Below are 15,137 nucleotides of genomic sequence, written 5' to 3' on the forward strand. Positions count from 1 at the left end.
AGGATTGTAATGGAGGAAGAAAGTGAACTTAAAATATAAATGTTTAATACTAGATCATGATGATACAGCAGTAAAAAGTACACCGGATATACATTATCCATCATTTGTAGAAGCTTTAAAAGATTTAAGACCTAATGAAACGCCATTATCATTAGAAGAGTTTGTTTCAAATTGTTTTCATCCTGGTTTTCTGAGTTTATGTAAAGATATTATTCGTTTTACACCAGAAGAGCAAGAGCACCAACAAAAAGTTTGGAAAAAATACACCGAATCGAAAATTCCAGACTTTTATGAAGGGTTTCCTGAATTGGTACGGGAGTTCAAGAGACAGGGCGGAATTGTAACGGTTGTTTCTCACTCTGAAAGTAGTCGCATTAAGAGGGATTATGAAAAGCATTGTGGATTTGTCCCAGATGCAGTGTTTGGATGGGAGTTAGAAGAAAATCAGAGAAAGCCACATCCGTATCCAGTGAAAAAGATTTTGTCTATGTTTCATCTACATGAAGATGAAGTCATCGTATTAGATGACTTGAAGCCTGCACTAGAAATGGCAAAGAGCTGCAACGTTACATTTGCAGCAGCTGGTTGGTCGCATCATATTCCGAAAATTAGAAAGCGAATGGAAGAGGAATCAGATTATTATTTTGAGAGTGTAGAGAAGTTTAAAGAATTTATCTTTAATGAGTAAAGAGGAGAAAGAACTTGGGAAACACCAAGTTCTTTTTTTATGCTACATCGCAGATATTAGAATAATTGTAGGTGTTCTATTGAACAAATAGCACATTTCAAGAGTGAATAGATTATGTAACTGTACGATTAGAAAAGTATGAAGATAAGAAGATCCCGTTAGTTTTTGTTGATTTTTGTATGTATAGCTTTATTAGGAGGAAGACAATATAACAGTATGGCTCCCTCAATATAATATTCTTTTTGGAGGTTGTTTAGTAAAATCAGCAGGTGCGAAAAATTTAGGGAATGTTGCGGATGCATATATAGATGAATCGATATGAAAATATAAAATCAGTTATACCAGGGCATGGAGATGTAGGAGATAAAAGTTTGCTTTCTCATACGTTAGAGTTATTACAAATAAAATAGAGAAATTGAAAGAGTGATAGAAAAGAACCCTTTGCAGGGTTCTTTTATTTTGATAATCTTTTGACTTGATGATCTTTTCCCCATTCACACAGTTCATTCATAATTTGAATTAAAGATTTTCCGTATTCGCTTATTGTGTATTCAACTCTTGGTGGAACTTCTTGATATACAGTACGATGGATAATCCCATCAGCTTCAAGTTGTCGCAATTGTTGCGTCAGAACTTTTTGTGTAATATCTGGGATCGCACGTTTCAGTTCGTGTGTCCGCTGCTTTCCGTTCATGAGAATGCATAAAATACTACTCTTCCATTTTCCTCCGATGACTTCAAGGGTAGTAGCGATAGGGAAGTTCTGATTCATCTTCATATTACACCTCCATAGGTACTTTGAGGTTCCTATAGCACCTGAAAGTACGTACTTTTCAATTATATGTAACTAATACATACTAATACTAAAGGATTTCATTTATTTATAAGGGGGAAGGGAATTTATGAAAACACTTGTAATTGTAGCACATCCAGATATTGAAAAATCAAGAATTAATAAAAGATGGATAGAAGAACTGGAGAAATATTCTAATGAGATAACAGTACATGAATTGTATAAAGCGGCTCCCAATTGGGAATTCGATGTTGATTATGAACAAAGACTATTATTAGAACACGATCGTTATATATTTCAATTTCCGCTCTATTGGTATAGTTCACCACCATTATTAAAAAAGTGGTTTGATGATGTGCTGACGTACGGTTTTGCATATGGTTCTACAGGGGATAAAGTACGTAATAAAGAATTTGGTTTGGCGATTTCTATAGGGGGATTAGAAACGCAGTATAAAGATGGGTTTACAATGAACGAACTAACAAAACCATTTCAGGCAACTTGTCTATACACAGGAATGAAGTTCATACCAACATTTACGTTGTATGGAGCAGAATACCAACTAAAGGATGAAGATATCGAAAGAAGTGCAGCTGAGTATATTAACTATATTATGAATAAAAGTAATCTTTATATATGATTTAAAAATATCCCGATCCTTTATAGGTATCGGGATATTTTTATTGGTTTGAAATAAAGTTTGAACAGAATGGATTCCAATATAAAAAATCGCCGGATAGAAAAAAGAGGGACCTTTTTCATAATTACTTCATATGAGTTATGACTTGTTCGGTTGAAAGTTGTTATGTAAGGGGTGTGTCATTGACTTTTGAAACTTTCTTACCATCTTTATAGACAAGACAAGAAACTTCAATTAATAAACCATTAAATACTGTAAAATAAAATCCATAACTACTACCTCTCATTGTATAAGGTTCCTTGTCTATTTCAATGCCTCCAGCTACTAAGCGATTATATGCTTGATCAACTTCACTTGAAGTTTCCACTAAAAATCCAATATGAAAAGCTTCAGGATATCTAATAGTCTTTTGCCCTTTGAATGCTTTCGGATCACTTAACACGAGAATAAATCCATTCTCATCACTCATTATTACAAGAGCCTTTCCTTTTTGTTTTAAAAATTGAAAATCAAAAAATGTCTCAAAGAAATGTCTAGCTTCTGATAAATCATCAACACATAGATTTAAATGGTTTAACCTCATTCAATCATCTCCTTTTAAACAGGAAATCCCTATATTAGTAACATTTGAAAGGGAATAGACAAGTATTTGAATGTTACGGTCATGGCTTTCTGTTTAGTTATAGTTAAGGCAACTAGACTATATATATGCTATGTAACATCATAATTATTCTATTCGTACCTTTTGATCTTTACTAGAAATAGAACAACAAACTAGTGAATCTATTCTTGCTAACCCTGTACAGGGTTTAGCGGTTAGAATGGGGGGAATAATGGGAAGTGAACAAGAAATGATGAATATGTTTATTAATTTACTAAATTCTGTATTTCATTTAAAATGATAAAGAAAATTCCAATAATATAAATTATTTGGCAGGAAGTATGATTCGTAAATTTCAGTCTTTGAGTATAAAGGAAGAGATAAAAATTGAAACAGCCATTGTTACAAGTAGAAACCGAAAGGCTTATGATCCGTCCTGTTCTAAAAGAAGATTATATAAGTTGGTATGAAGGTTTCAACAATCGTTTACCACCTCAATATAAGTATGATGATGGTTATCGAGATATGTCGTCTTCAACAAAAGAATGGTTTACTGAATGGATTATCAATGGGCGATGATAGGGTATTCAATCCATAATCAGTACGGGAAAATGGGCTGTGGCTTAGAAAGTGTACGGGCCGCTATGGACTTATTCTTTGATCATCTTAAATTCCATCGCATTGAACTGCATATAAATGTTGATAACGAGCCATCGATTCGTCTGGCGGAAAGAGCAGGATTCGTTTTTGAATGTACAAGAAAAGCGTTTTCTCTTGAGAACGGAAAATGGACTGATTATTTAACTTATTATAAAAATCGTCCTGAAGAGGTTTGATCCATCTTTAGGAGAGTTAGATTGGTAGTTTCAATTTTTGTATAGAAGGGTGAACACAATGTACAATCTTACAACTATTCAAAACATATTTGGCCCCTCGAAAAAAGTATTAAATGGTTTGCCAAATGCAGTAACAATTGAAGAAATGGATGAAGATTCTTTTTATGATGCTCAAAATTATAAAGAGCAGATAAAAAAGTTTGAAGAGCTTTGTTCAAATTGGAATGTAAAAAGAGCAAGCATTTTACTAGATAAAAGTTTCAACAGTTATACTCTGAGTGCAAAAGTGTTACGTGAATTTGGCTTTGAGCTTTATGCAGCGAAAATAGAGGTGTTTCGTAAGCTTTCGGATAGCGTAACTCTAGAAAAACAGTATGATTTTTGCTCTATAGACGTAGGGACGTTGTCTGAAGAGGAATTTAAGTCGCTTTGGGAACGATGTATGTCAGATTCGGACAACAAATCATCAAGTCTTAACATTAATGAACATTTTCATGCTATACAAGCAGAATTAGGTAAGGGGTGGGAAAAATCATGTATTGCTTTTTATGATAAAGAGCAACCGATTGGAATATCCATTCCTCATATTGAACCTGGTACGAAGAATGAAGGTCGATTATTTTATTTTGGACTATTGCCGGAGGAACGTGGAAAAGGACTTAGTGCTCATATCCATCTTCAATCTTTATACATGTTAGAACAGATGGGGGCTACTTATTATATTGGAAGTACTCATATGACAAATGAAAAAATGCAAAAGGTTTTTTGGAAAAACGGATGCTCTATAAGGACAGAAACGGAATTGTATTGCAAAATATTTAAATAAATTCAGGAGATGAGAAAATGAAGGAAATAAAAGTTTTCCATTATGATGCATTTAGTACAAAGCCGAATATGGGAAATCCAGCTGGGCTTGTAATAGATGCAGAAGGATTAACTAATGATGAAATGCAGCTTATTGCAAAAAAAGTAGGATTTAACGAATCGTCTTTTGTGCTTCCTTCGAATGTAGCGGATATAAGGATCCGTTATTTTACACCAGGGCATGAAATGAATCTTTGCGGACATGCGACAGTGGGAACTATATTTGCACTTCACGAAAGAGGGCTACTGAAGGGGAAACGAAATCTCACAATCGAAACGAAAGCGAGTGTTTTACCAGTACATATAGATATAGATGAAAATGGAGAATCATTTATTAAAATGAGACAAACGGCGCCACAGTTTCAAAAGTTTGATGGTTCCATTGAAGAGTTAGCGCACAGCATTGGACTTCATGGGAATGATTTAGATGAAACGCTACCAATTGTGTATGGGAGTACTGGAATTTGGACTTTATTAGTTCCAATTAAAACGTTGGATGCTTTTCAAAGAATGAAACCAAATAATGAAGAGTTTCCATCTATTCTAAAAGAAGTACCGAAGGCATCGATTCATCCTCTTTGTTTAGAGACGTATGATGAAGCAGCACATATGCATGGCCGTCATTTTTCATCACCTTATTCTGGAACGATAGAAGACCCAGTGACGGGAACGGCTTCTGGGGTAATGGGAGCTTACTATGCTAAGTTTTTGAAAAAAGATTTTAATAGTGAAATGAAATTCATTGTGGAACAAGGGCAAGAAATGAATAAAGATGGTCGGGTCGCTGTTTATGTAACAAAGAAGCAGGAAGATGAGTCCCTACAAATTGAGATTTCTGGAACTGCAGTGTATGTAAAAGAATTTCAAATTTCGATTTGAAAAAAGTCCGGTCATATACCGAACTTTTTTCATCTGTTTAAAACTTCAATAAAAGAGGCATTTCCATTTTGTCTCATTACAGAATGAAAATTGTTATTTTCTAACGTTTCGGCAACCTGTTTTAACTGTCTCACATCATCATGATGAATTAGTAAACTATCTGCTCCGCTTTCTTCAATGTGGAGATGCTCAACCTTACCGATAGCCTCATTTACAGCTTGTAAAAAATCGGGTTTCATATATATCCTCCTAATATGTACAGGTATTTTTTTATAGCATGCCCGTATTTATCAAAATTAAAAGTTGGCGGGAATACAAGAAGGGCTCATTGTTTCATACTTCTAATTCGAAGCAGGTTTTCATTACGTGAAAATAAAATATATATGAGGGAAAGAAGTGTGAAAAGGAGAATTGAAATGAATATAGCAGGGTTTAAAAATTCGATTGAAATGTTATTTGGAGAGCATCTTCATAAATATGGTGATGATGAATATGGCTTCACCAATATTAGCAAAGAGGAATTTTGTAAAATAGGTTATACAACGAACCTAACGCTGGAAACAATCGAAGAAGCACGAGTAAATCAAGTCGATATGATCATTACACATCATGCACCGTGGAGCTTTTTATTCGGTATGGAAGAATCTTGTGTTGAGAAATTAAAAGAATATGAAATCAATCATTTTTGGATACACTTACCTTTAGATTTTGTGAATTTTGGAACTTGCACTTCATTATTTAACGAAATTGAGATTGATAAAATACTCGAATATTCTTCGTATGAGGAAGAAGAGTTACCTGGGATTGGAGAATATGAATCTCCTATTTTATTGTATGATTTAGTGGAAAGAGTAGAAGAGAGATTAGAGGAAAAGGTAAAAGCGTGGAAGAATCATAATCGTCCGGTGAAACGAGTAGCAATCTTAACAGGAGCAGGGAACAACACAAATATTATAAAAAGAGCATTGGAAAAAGGTTGCGATACATATATAACGGGAGAGAAAACGTTATATACAGTTCAATATGCAAAATTTAAGGGAATCAATCTTATTGTTGGTAGTCATACGTTTACGGAAGTTTTTGGAGTGGAAAGTTTAGCTTATAAATTAAAAGAGCTGAATCGGGCATTAGAAATTACTAGATTATATGAAGAGCATTTGGAGTGAGGGAGAGAATGCCAACGATATACGCGAACTATGGGGAATCAAGGGTGAAGTTAACATGGCTAAAAGCAAATACATTACCAGATTATGAAGGGATTACGAGTGTCCATGGTTTTTGTTTTTATAAAGATAAGGTTGTATTAATAGATCATCATAGTCGTAGTTGGGATTTTCCTGGAGGGCATCTTGAACAGAAGGAAACGCCAGAAGAATGTTTTCAGAGAGAGGCATGGGAAGAAGGGTATGTGAAAGGGGAATGTACCTTGCTTGGATATATCATTGTAGACCATAGTGAAAATCCAAATTGGAATGAAAATGATTCATATCCCAAAATAGGATATCAACCGTTTTACCGGATGGATATTACAGAAGTTCATGATTTTAATGGAGAGTATGAATCGAATAGAAGAATATTTGTGAAGCCGAGCGAGGTTACATTGTATTATCCAAAGTGGAATGAGATTTATGATGAAATAGTAGCTGCTGCATTATTGGTTTCAGAAAGATAGAGATTCCTTCTTTTATAATATAAGGATTTTTAAAGGTTTTTTCTTATATTTGTCAAATAATTATAAAGTCGTTTCATTTAATAGTAGTGATATTCAAGTACGGGTGCAGAATAGGAATGAGAAAAATGAATATTTCGGAAATTATTGAACAATTGGTTGTTAATGAAGTTATTACTGATTATCCGAAAGGGTACAAAAAATTAACTGGCGGTACTACAAGTAGACTGTATCTTCTAGAAGGAAAAGAGCAGTGTGTTGTAAAGTTGAATGAACCAAAGGTCATTGAAGAAGAAGCGTATTTTCTTGATTTTTATGAAAATGAAAGTATATTTCCTAAGCTTTTGTATGTAGACCCGCTCAATAGATATATGGTCTATTCATTTATCCCTGGTTCCACAAGTTATCATGCTCGGGATAAAAGAGATATTCTTTGTACACTTGTACAGAAAGTGATTGATAGATATAAACCAGCTATGAGTATGGATCAGTGGGGATGGAAAGAAGGACCGGTAGACTCTTGGCAGGATTTTCTTTTAAACAGAGTGATGGAGGCTAATGAGAATGTAAAATCTTACATTACACAAGAAGAGTTTCATAGTGTTCTTAAATTAGTACACAGTCCAAATAGAACGGCACATAGCAATCAACCATATGTATTACATGGGGATTGTGGATTCCATAATTTTATATTTAAGGAGCATAAATTATATGGTGTGATTGATCCTTTGCCAGTTTTGGGAGATCCAATATATGATTTAATTTATGCATTTTGTTCGACGCCTGAAGATTTAACGAAAGAAACTATAGACTATGTAGTAGAACAATGTGTATTTCATAAGAATACAAAGGGAAAAGTTTTATATGAAGAAGTACTAATAGGGTTGTACCTTCGATTAGAAACTTGTATCAGGCATCATCCTGAAGATTTAGAAGCCTATTTAATAGCATGGCGTTATTGGATAAATGAGCTTCAGTAAAGAAATAAAATGCTTTATTTTTAGAATAACAGCTTAAAAGAATCGAAAACAAAAAGGGGATAGGAGAATGATTATGAAAAACTTTATTTGTACAACATGTGGCGTACAATATGCAGCAAGTGTAGAAGAACCAGTGAATTGTATGATTTGCAATGAGGAGAGACAGTATATTAATCCGAAAGGTCAATCTTGGACAACACTGGAGGATTTACAAGAGAGTAATACATATAAAAATGAAATCATTGAAGAAGAAACAGGGCTTTATAGTATTACAACAAAACCAGAATTTGCGATTGGCCAAACAACTTATTTGGTAAAAACAGATTCATATAATTTATTATGGGACTGTATTACTTATTTTGATGAAAATACAATTGAAAAGGTAAAAGAATTAGGAGAGTTAGATGCGATTGCGTTATCCCATCCACACTATTATTCTACTCAAGTTGAATGGGCAGAACGGTTCGATGTACCAATCTATATACATGAAGATGATAAACAGTGGGTTATGCGTCCGAGTAAACATATTGTTTTTTGGTCAGGAGAATCATTGCAATTAGCTGATGGACTCACTATACATCGTCTAGGCGGACATTTTAAAGGTGGTTCTGTTTTACACTGGTCACAGGGGAGTGAAGGGAAAGGGATTTTATTAACAGGCGATATTATTCAAGTTGTAGCGGACCAGCAGTGGATGAGCTTTATGTACAGCTATCCAAATTTAATTCCGTTACCAGCAAATAAAGTTGAAGAAATAGCTAAAAGAGTAAAGTCATTGCCTTTTAATCGTTTATACAACGCTTTTCACCGAGTAGTAAAAGATGATGCAAATGAGGCGGTTCAGCGTTCGGCACAGCGCTATATTTCAGCCTTAGAAGGGAAATTATTTCATACATAAAAGGGGAAACGGAAATGAACACATTAGTATGTTTTGGTGATAGTATTACAGATGGTGAAATATTCTGGAATGGCGAACCTAGATTAACTCCGCGTTTACAAGATTTATTTCCTGATTGGAAAATAGTAAATGCAGGTGTTTCTGGTGATAATACGTTCGATGCTTTGAGAAGAATAGAAGAAGATGTGTTATCTTATGAGCCGACATTTGTAACAGCCTTTTTTGGTGCGAATGATGCAGCGTTTCATAAACAAGTATCACTACAAGAATATAAAGAAAATTTAATCGAGATTGTGAAAAAAATCTCACCAGAAAAGGTGCTGCTAATTAGCCCGGCACCAGTGGATGAGGAAAGACAGCACGCAAGAACAAATGAAGTACTATCACAGTATGCAAAAGTGGTGGAAGAAGTGGCAAAACAAACAGGAAGTTATTTTCTTGATTTACATTCTCATATGATTCAAGAATTAGAGTATAAGAAGTTTGTAGAAAATGAAGATCGTGATGGGCTGCATTTTGGAGAGACTGGCTATGAATACTTATCAGCGTTAATCGGGGAGAAGTTAAAAGGAATTTTAGAATAAACGGTGGAAAAGAAAAAGCAAAGCTACTGGTAGCTTTGCTTTTATTGTTTCCTTTTTGGTCTACGTACTAATTCACCACCGCAGTTTGGACACACTTGATTCGTTTTTTCTGTGCATGGTGCACAAAATGTACATTCATACGTACAAATATAAGCCTCCGAATCTGTTTGAAGTGAAGTGTTGCAAGTTTGACAGTTTGTTTTCATTTCTAATGCCATATGATTTCCTCCTACTTGTATGAATGTTTGTAATTTAATGATAATATAAACGGGAGAATATGTCTTTTTCATATGAAAGTATATTTGGAAGTTAAATTAGCATTTGCAATGAAATGTGCTATTTTATTTTGAAATTGATTGTTTAGTGACTTTTAAAGATGCATTAAGGGGGATTTAAAGCAAATCTATAAGTTTGTTAGTTGCTAAAACGGTAGCAAACATTTCATGAAGACTTACTAATGCAAGCTTATGGATATCTTCTGCATGATGATAATTTCCATCATATGAGATTCTACCAAATGTAGCTGTCGCATCTGAAACGACATAAGTTGAAAAACCTAAATTACCAGCCATACGTGCTGAAGTGGATACGCAATAGTCCGTTGTTAAACCGATAATGACGGCAGTTTCATAATTGTGTTCTCGTAAATATGCTTCTAAATTGGTTCCGATAAAAGCGCTATTCACATTTTTTTGAAATACTGGTTCATTTGGAAGTGGAGTAGCAAAGTCTTTAAATTCACTTCCGCTGCTTTCTTTTCTTAATGGGTGATTTTCTTTATTTGAGATGTGCTGCACATGAATTACAGGACGATTTGTTTTTCTCCATGTTTGTAATATAAGCTCCATGTTTGTTTCAGCATGTATATTATTGCGTTGTCCCCAGTAAGAATCATCGAATCCTTTTTGAATATCAACTAGAATAAGTGCAGCATTTTTAGGTAATCGATTCATTTGTTATTCTCCTTTTCAAAAATGATTTATTTTCCATATGGTAATGATATCAATTATTGTAAAAGTAGAGAATTTCCAGTATTTTTGAAGGGTATAACAAAAAGTTTGAACAAGGGGATAAAGAGGATGGAGATTGAGTGGTTACGATGTTTTTTACTTTGCTCAGAGTATAAAAGTTTTTCAAAAGTAGCAGAGCATTTTCATATGACACAACCTGCAGTAAGTAAGCAGATAAAGAAATTAGAAGCTGAATTAGAAGTGGAATTATTAAGTAGATCTCCACAAGGTATAGAATTAACAGAGGCTGGTATGTATTTTCAAAAAAGAATAATTCCATTCGTTAAAGAATGGGATGGCATTAAACAAGAAATGAAAGACATGGGAGAATCCGTACGTGTAATATTAGGTTTACTCCCTAGTCTTGCAGCATTCTATCTTCCAGAAAAACTTGTTGGAAGCCAAAGTGAGAATATGAATTTAGAAACGAAAGTATATGATATGTCTAAAGAGATTATGGAAGATATTTTATCAGGGAAATTAGATGTAGGTTTAGTAGATGAAAAATGGGTACCAAAAAAGCTTTGGAATAGGCAGTTGTTTGTGGAACCATATGATGTAGTTTTTCAAAAGACACATCCGCTTAGTAAAAGAGAAAATGTAACCATAAAGGAGCTGTTATCGGAGAATTTAGTTATGTATCCAATCGGTTGCGATATTCGAAGAGCGATTATGGATGAGTTTGAAAGATTGGAAGTAAAACCTAATATTAGTTCTGAGGTATCGTTTCGAGACTTTATTCTTGGGATGGTTGCTGCAGGGGCGGGAATTACAATTGTTCCACGGACGATTTCAGAACGTATTGAACATTTGCCACTGCGTACGATACCCATCCGGGATTTTCAAAAACAAAGAGCAATATATTTGATTGCACGAAATGAAAGGATTGGTAAAGCTCTCTTTAAGATGTTTACAGGAACTGCTTTGTAATTGTTGGAAGGTACTTTTATTACAAACTATTTCTTTTATATACATATCTATACAAAATTGAACAAGTAATACAGCAACAGGGGGTACATGTTTTGTTAGAGAATAATAATTTTTTGGATTCAAAAAGTGGTGTGAGTTTTAACAGTTTACGCGCTGACTGTGAGAATTGCTTCGGCTTGTGCTGTGTTGCGCTTCCTTTTGCAGCTTCAGCCGATTTTGCTGTTAATAAAGATGGTGGTAAGCCGTGCTCTAATCTACAATCAGATTTTCGTTGCAGTATTCATAAAAACCTTAGGCAGAAAGGTTTTAAAGGATGTACTGTATTTGAGTGCTTTGGTGCGGGGCAAAAAGTTTCTCAAGTTACCTTTGAGGGAGTTGATTGGCGCAAAGGTCTAGAACAGGCAAAGAAAATGTATGATGTTTTTCCAATTATGCACCAACTTCATGAGATGCTTTGGTATTTGAATGAAGCTTTAACGTTAAAGGTGACAAGTCCGATTTATGGGGAGCTTCGTGACGCGATTGAGGAGACAGAACGACTTTCAAGGCTTAGTCCAGATTTACTAATGAAAATAAATGTTCCATTACACCGAGCAGATGTAAATACTCTTCTTTTAAGGACGAGTGAACTAGTATGGATGGAGTCACGTCACCGGTATAAAGGGACGAAAAAAAATAAGAGAACTGACCACCGAGGAGCAAATCTCATGGGGATAAAGCTTAGAAGGGCAGATCTTAGGGGAGCGAATTTAAGAGGAGCATACCTCATTGCTGCTGATCTTCGAGGTGCTGATTTAAGAATGGCTGACTTTATCGGTGCTGATTTACGAGATGCTGACTTAAGTGGAGCAAATCTAACAGACACTATTTTTCTAACTCAAGTCCAGATTAATGCAGCGAAAGGGGACGCAAACACGAAATTACCAAGTTTACTTTCTCGTCCAGCGCACTGGTCTGCTTGAGAAAAAGGTAAATGAAACATTAGGTTTAATTCAATATAAATGTATGTAATAGCTTTATAATCAAAAACACAGGCCGTATTTTTTTTATAGCCTGTGTTTTTGATATTGTTAGTTTTTCTTCTCAAATGTGGCAATGATTACACTAAATATAATAAGAGCACCACCAATAAAAAAGTTACGATTCAACGTTTCATTTAAAAGTAACCAGCCTAATAATGAACCAACAATAGGCTGGAAAAAGAAAAACAATGAACCGATGCTGGCATCCATTAACTCAAGTCCTTTATTCCAAAGAAAAAAGGCTCCAGCGGTCGAGATGATTCCTAAATATAAAATACCTAAAATGATAGTGGTATTTAAGTCCCCAATTGGATTAGATTGTAATTCCCAAATCATGCAGGGTGTAATGAAAAATAGTGAAAAGAAGATTGCGTACGTTGTAATGACTAAAGATGAAAATTGTTGAGAAGCAATCTTTACATAAATAGATAGTAGAGCCCATGTAATCGCAGCCCCCACTAAAATGATTGTGCCGATAAAATAAGAGCCAACTTCTATATCCCACCCAATAACAATTGTGACGCCTAGTGTAGCTAAGACGGTAGAGAGTATTCTGCGAGTCGTTAACTTTTCTTTCAAAATCAATGTAGCAAACACGACCATAAATGCTGGAGTGGCCGATGTAACTAAAGAGCCTGTGTGCGCATCTGATAATTTTGTTCCAACAAATTGGCACGTAATTGAAACAAAGTAGCCGATGAAGCCAATCCAAGCAAAGAGTAGCCAATCTTTTTTATTTATTTGTATCGTTGTTTTTTGTTTTCGTTTTGTCGTTTTTAAAATCATGTACAAAACTACAAAGGCAATAATAAAGCGAAGCCAGACAAGTGTGAGAGGCGGAATAAAGTCTAGTACATATTTACTAACAACATACATACCACCCCAAATACTTGCTGCAAGTGATAAACATATAGCGCCTAAAATTGTTTGTTTCATTGTGAAATACCTCCGTCTATTTATAGGATTGTAAAATAGGGAATCCTAAGACGAGGCATGTTTTTTTATAAAAAATACGTATGCCCGTCTTAGATTATAGACGGATTACAGGTTGATCGTTTTCAAATAGGTTGTTGTAGTACATAAGAATTTCTCCTCTCAATATTTTGTATTTGTTTATCATAAATAAGTTTTATAATAAAAGTATAACTTAATTTTCAGATTATTGGAGGGGTAAAATGAAATGTGTTGTGATTCAGTCTCACACTAGTAATTATCCAGAACCAATTAGTTTAGAAAAAGGAGATCAAGTGCGAGTTGGTAATATATATTCAGGGCCAGAAAACTGGAACAATTGGGTATATTGCCGTGCTGAGCATAGTGGTCTGGCGGGATGGGTTCCAAAGCAAATAATAACATGTGAAAACAGTGATTCTGGTATTGTGCTTGAAACATATACGGCGAAAGAATTAAATGTAGAAAAAGGAGATATTCTCATTGGTTTAAAGGAATTAAATGGTTGGCTATGGTGCAAGAAAATAGAATGTGAAGAAGTTGGTTGGATTCCGAAAGTAAATGTACGGTTAAAGCAAAAGATGTATTTTGAAAATTAATATGATGAAATATGGATAAAAATATAACTCAATTCTTTTCGCCCTTGTGTTATAAATTATAAATTCAAACTCATGAAACTCTAAATAAGAGAAATAATAGTAAAATAACCCTTGTATTTCACTGGATAAAATATGGCATAATCATTTTGTCGCAAAATATATAGAAAAATAAGGGTATGTAAAAGGAGAAAATGAATGAGTTTTGCTATTGAAGTTTTAATTCAAGCAGCAATTGATGTCGTGTTTGAATATGTAAAAGATGATGAAAAAACGAAGGAATGGAATACATTTTTAATCGAAAATCGTTATCCGTTAGAGCGAGTGAAAGAAAATCCACGTGTAGGAGATACATTTATTTCCGTTCAAAAAATGGGTAAGAAAATATTTGAGTCGGAAGTGGAATTTTTAGAATATGAAGCACCGTATATCATTACTCTTGGCGGTGAGATGAAACAAGGATATTCTACTACAACATACATATTGTAAGAAGAGGAAGGCACACTTCTTACATTAATTGTTGAGTATACACCTAGCAATCTATTCTATCGTATTTTATATAAATTAACAGGTTGGATGTATGGATCAGCTTGAACGTTTAGCAGAGTGTGTAGAAGCTACTCATAATAAAGAAAAAGAAATATAGGAAGAAGGAGATCTGCAACATATAGCGGATCTTTTTTGCATATATTGTGAATAATAAACCGTCACGTTTGACTGTATAGTTTATGTATTGTATGATGTTCTTAACATAAATGGGGAGGGAAAAATCGTTGGGAAGGTGTATCGAATCGGACAGTTGGCTCACTTGGCTCACGTATCGAAACGAACGATTGATTATTATACGAATCTAGGTATCTTAAAAGCGGAGCGATCTCAATCTAATTATCGCTATTACGACGAAACAGCATTTGAAACATTACAATTTATTGAGAAATGCAAGGAAATGCATATGCCGCTTTGTGAGATTAAAGAGAGGATCGAGGAGAGGAAGAAGCTGCTCGGTATCAATGAACACGTTTCGAAACAAGTGAATGAAGTGACAAACCATATCCATCGATTAGAAACAGAGCTAACACAGTTGAAACCTCTGTTAGATGGGTTAACAGATTCACAACGTGAAAAAATATCGAAATCTTTATCGGGTCAAACGACAGCTTTAATACAAACACTGATACTATTTTTATAGTTGAAGT

At 34.5% G+C, this 15,137-nt stretch carries 19 protein-coding genes and 3 pseudogenes; 16 read left to right on the forward strand and 6 right to left on the reverse strand.

Features of this window, described 5'->3' with window-relative positions; all coding sequences use genetic code 11:
• Positions 1-22: 22 nt before the first annotated feature.
• The gene (locus BPMYX0001_RS12900; RefSeq protein ID WP_003198733.1) at positions 23-688 is read left to right on the forward strand and encodes an HAD family hydrolase; all 666 of its coding nucleotides are present in this window, start codon (positions 23-25) and stop codon (positions 686-688) included.
• 199 nt (positions 689-887) lie between these two features.
• Positions 888-1,098, forward strand: a pseudogene (locus tag BPMYX0001_RS30820) (BCII family subclass B1 metallo-beta-lactamase); the annotation flags it as partial.
• A 44-nt stretch (positions 1,099-1,142) separates the two neighbouring features.
• Here BPMYX0001_RS30820 and BPMYX0001_RS12905 read toward each other — a convergent pair.
• A complete protein-coding gene (locus tag BPMYX0001_RS12905; protein ID WP_003207774.1) occupies positions 1,143-1,466 on the reverse strand; it encodes a winged helix-turn-helix transcriptional regulator in 324 nt (107 codons plus the stop codon).
• A 124-nt stretch (positions 1,467-1,590) separates the two neighbouring features.
• Here BPMYX0001_RS12905 and BPMYX0001_RS12910 point away from each other — a divergent pair, with 124 nt between their 5' ends.
• On the forward strand, positions 1,591-2,121 hold the full coding sequence (locus BPMYX0001_RS12910) for an NAD(P)H-dependent oxidoreductase (RefSeq protein WP_006095257.1): 531 nt from the start codon (positions 1,591-1,593) through the stop codon (positions 2,119-2,121).
• Between the two features lie 163 nt (positions 2,122-2,284).
• Here the strand turns inward: BPMYX0001_RS12910 and BPMYX0001_RS12915 are convergent, their stop codons facing one another.
• Positions 2,285-2,704, reverse strand: a complete 420-nt coding sequence (locus BPMYX0001_RS12915; protein ID WP_006095258.1) for a VOC family protein — start codon at positions 2,702-2,704, stop codon at positions 2,285-2,287.
• Between the two features lie 405 nt (positions 2,705-3,109).
• Between BPMYX0001_RS12915 and BPMYX0001_RS29445 the strand changes: the two are divergent.
• The 3 genes and pseudogenes from BPMYX0001_RS29445 (at position 3,110) to BPMYX0001_RS12930 (ending at position 5,301) form a co-directional block, all read left to right on the forward strand.
• Positions 3,110-3,558 (forward strand): annotated as a pseudogene (locus BPMYX0001_RS29445) (GNAT family N-acetyltransferase).
• A gap of 58 nt (positions 3,559-3,616) precedes the next feature.
• Positions 3,617-4,384 carry a GNAT family protein gene (locus BPMYX0001_RS12925; protein ID WP_006095261.1) on the forward strand — a complete coding sequence of 256 codons (768 nt, stop codon included), beginning with the start codon at positions 3,617-3,619 and terminating at the stop codon, positions 4,382-4,384.
• Between the two features lie 17 nt (positions 4,385-4,401).
• The gene (locus BPMYX0001_RS12930) at positions 4,402-5,301 is read left to right on the forward strand and encodes a PhzF family phenazine biosynthesis protein (protein ID WP_006095262.1); all 900 of its coding nucleotides are present in this window, start codon (positions 4,402-4,404) and stop codon (positions 5,299-5,301) included.
• 29 nt (positions 5,302-5,330) lie between these two features.
• Here BPMYX0001_RS12930 and BPMYX0001_RS12935 read toward each other — a convergent pair whose 3' ends face one another.
• Positions 5,331-5,540, reverse strand: a complete 210-nt coding sequence (locus BPMYX0001_RS12935) for a hypothetical protein (RefSeq protein WP_003198717.1) — start codon at positions 5,538-5,540, stop codon at positions 5,331-5,333.
• A gap of 177 nt (positions 5,541-5,717) precedes the next feature.
• On the opposite strand from BPMYX0001_RS12935, the gene BPMYX0001_RS12940 reads away from it, so the two are divergent.
• From BPMYX0001_RS12940 to BPMYX0001_RS12960, 5 genes are all read left to right on the forward strand, one after another.
• Entirely contained in the window at positions 5,718-6,467 is a 750-nt protein-coding gene (locus BPMYX0001_RS12940; protein WP_033798963.1) for a Nif3-like dinuclear metal center hexameric protein, read from the forward strand.
• Between the two features lie 8 nt (positions 6,468-6,475).
• Positions 6,476-6,973, forward strand: a complete 498-nt coding sequence (locus tag BPMYX0001_RS12945; protein ID WP_018781793.1) for an NUDIX domain-containing protein — start codon at positions 6,476-6,478, stop codon at positions 6,971-6,973.
• A gap of 125 nt (positions 6,974-7,098) precedes the next feature.
• Positions 7,099-7,950, forward strand: coding sequence for an aminoglycoside phosphotransferase family protein (locus BPMYX0001_RS12950; RefSeq protein WP_033798964.1), 852 nt, complete (start codon positions 7,099-7,101; stop codon positions 7,948-7,950).
• Positions 7,951-8,023: 73 nt separating this feature from the next.
• A complete protein-coding gene (locus BPMYX0001_RS12955) occupies positions 8,024-8,848 on the forward strand; it encodes an MBL fold metallo-hydrolase (protein WP_033799664.1) in 825 nt (274 codons plus the stop codon).
• Positions 8,849-8,862: 14 nt separating this feature from the next.
• Complete coding sequence (locus BPMYX0001_RS12960; protein ID WP_006095267.1) at positions 8,863-9,432, forward strand: SGNH/GDSL hydrolase family protein; 570 nt, start codon at positions 8,863-8,865, stop codon at positions 9,430-9,432.
• A gap of 41 nt (positions 9,433-9,473) precedes the next feature.
• On the opposite strand, the gene BPMYX0001_RS12965 is transcribed toward BPMYX0001_RS12960, so the two are convergent.
• A complete protein-coding gene (locus BPMYX0001_RS12965) occupies positions 9,474-9,650 on the reverse strand; it encodes a DUF1272 domain-containing protein (RefSeq protein WP_006095268.1) in 177 nt (58 codons plus the stop codon).
• Positions 9,651-9,824: 174 nt separating this feature from the next.
• Positions 9,825-10,385: a cysteine hydrolase family protein gene (locus BPMYX0001_RS12970; RefSeq protein WP_006095270.1), complete on the reverse strand. Its 561-nt coding sequence runs from the start codon at positions 10,383-10,385 to the stop codon at positions 9,825-9,827.
• Between the two features lie 126 nt (positions 10,386-10,511).
• Between BPMYX0001_RS12970 and BPMYX0001_RS12975 the strand changes: the two genes are divergently transcribed.
• Together BPMYX0001_RS12975 and BPMYX0001_RS12980 are read left to right on the forward strand one after the other, a co-directional pair.
• Positions 10,512-11,372: a LysR family transcriptional regulator gene (locus tag BPMYX0001_RS12975; RefSeq protein ID WP_033798965.1), complete on the forward strand. Its 861-nt coding sequence runs from the start codon at positions 10,512-10,514 to the stop codon at positions 11,370-11,372.
• A gap of 92 nt (positions 11,373-11,464) precedes the next feature.
• The gene (locus BPMYX0001_RS12980) at positions 11,465-12,334 is read left to right on the forward strand and encodes a pentapeptide repeat-containing protein (RefSeq protein ID WP_033798966.1); all 870 of its coding nucleotides are present in this window, start codon (positions 11,465-11,467) and stop codon (positions 12,332-12,334) included.
• A 108-nt stretch (positions 12,335-12,442) separates the two neighbouring features.
• Here the strand turns inward: BPMYX0001_RS12980 and BPMYX0001_RS12985 are convergent, their stop codons facing one another.
• Positions 12,443-13,330, reverse strand: a complete 888-nt coding sequence (locus BPMYX0001_RS12985) for a DMT family transporter (RefSeq protein ID WP_006095273.1) — start codon at positions 13,328-13,330, stop codon at positions 12,443-12,445.
• Between the two features lie 239 nt (positions 13,331-13,569).
• Here BPMYX0001_RS12985 and BPMYX0001_RS12990 point away from each other — a divergent pair, with 239 nt between their 5' ends.
• From BPMYX0001_RS12990 to BPMYX0001_RS13000, 3 genes and pseudogenes are all read left to right on the forward strand, one after another.
• Positions 13,570-13,944 carry an SH3 domain-containing protein gene (locus BPMYX0001_RS12990; protein WP_006095274.1) on the forward strand — a complete coding sequence of 125 codons (375 nt, stop codon included), beginning with the start codon at positions 13,570-13,572 and terminating at the stop codon, positions 13,942-13,944.
• 195 nt (positions 13,945-14,139) lie between these two features.
• A pseudogene (locus BPMYX0001_RS34030) lies at positions 14,140-14,587 on the forward strand (SRPBCC family protein).
• 135 nt (positions 14,588-14,722) lie between these two features.
• Positions 14,723-15,130, forward strand: a complete 408-nt coding sequence (locus BPMYX0001_RS13000) for a MerR family transcriptional regulator (protein WP_018766274.1) — start codon at positions 14,723-14,725, stop codon at positions 15,128-15,130.
• Positions 15,131-15,137: the final 7 nt, after the last annotated feature.

The organism is Bacillus pseudomycoides DSM 12442 (genome assembly GCF_000161455.1).
Lineage (GTDB): Bacteria > Bacillota > Bacilli > Bacillales > Bacillaceae_G > Bacillus_A > Bacillus_A pseudomycoides.

Bases quoted from the DNA above. Each gene is read 5' to 3' on its own strand.
- BPMYX0001_RS12935 (WP_003198717.1), bottom strand. From the start codon at position 5,540: ATGAAACCCGATTTTTTACAAGCTGTAAATGAGGCTATCGGTAAGGTT.
- BPMYX0001_RS12930 (WP_006095262.1), top strand. From the start codon at position 4,402: ATGAAGGAAATAAAAGTTTTCCATTATGATGCATTTAGTACAAAGCCG.
- BPMYX0001_RS12970 (WP_006095270.1), bottom strand. From the start codon at position 10,385: ATGAATCGATTACCTAAAAATGCTGCACTTATTCTAGTTGATATTCAA.
- BPMYX0001_RS12955 (WP_033799664.1), top strand. From the start codon at position 8,024: ATGAAAAACTTTATTTGTACAACATGTGGCGTACAATATGCAGCAAGT.
- BPMYX0001_RS12905 (WP_003207774.1), bottom strand. From the start codon at position 1,466: ATGAAGATGAATCAGAACTTCCCTATCGCTACTACCCTTGAAGTCATC.
- BPMYX0001_RS12975 (WP_033798965.1), top strand. From the start codon at position 10,512: ATGGAGATTGAGTGGTTACGATGTTTTTTACTTTGCTCAGAGTATAAA.
- BPMYX0001_RS12910 (WP_006095257.1), top strand. From the start codon at position 1,591: ATGAAAACACTTGTAATTGTAGCACATCCAGATATTGAAAAATCAAGA.
- BPMYX0001_RS12985 (WP_006095273.1), bottom strand. From the start codon at position 13,330: ATGAAACAAACAATTTTAGGCGCTATATGTTTATCACTTGCAGCAAGT.
- BPMYX0001_RS12945 (WP_018781793.1), top strand. From the start codon at position 6,476: ATGCCAACGATATACGCGAACTATGGGGAATCAAGGGTGAAGTTAACA.
- BPMYX0001_RS12965 (WP_006095268.1), bottom strand. From the start codon at position 9,650: ATGGCATTAGAAATGAAAACAAACTGTCAAACTTGCAACACTTCACTT.
- BPMYX0001_RS12940 (WP_033798963.1), top strand. From the start codon at position 5,718: ATGAATATAGCAGGGTTTAAAAATTCGATTGAAATGTTATTTGGAGAG.
- BPMYX0001_RS12925 (WP_006095261.1), top strand. From the start codon at position 3,617: ATGTACAATCTTACAACTATTCAAAACATATTTGGCCCCTCGAAAAAA.
- BPMYX0001_RS12990 (WP_006095274.1), top strand. From the start codon at position 13,570: ATGAAATGTGTTGTGATTCAGTCTCACACTAGTAATTATCCAGAACCA.
- BPMYX0001_RS12915 (WP_006095258.1), bottom strand. From the start codon at position 2,704: ATGAGGTTAAACCATTTAAATCTATGTGTTGATGATTTATCAGAAGCT.
- BPMYX0001_RS12950 (WP_033798964.1), top strand. From the start codon at position 7,099: ATGAATATTTCGGAAATTATTGAACAATTGGTTGTTAATGAAGTTATT.
- BPMYX0001_RS12960 (WP_006095267.1), top strand. From the start codon at position 8,863: ATGAACACATTAGTATGTTTTGGTGATAGTATTACAGATGGTGAAATA.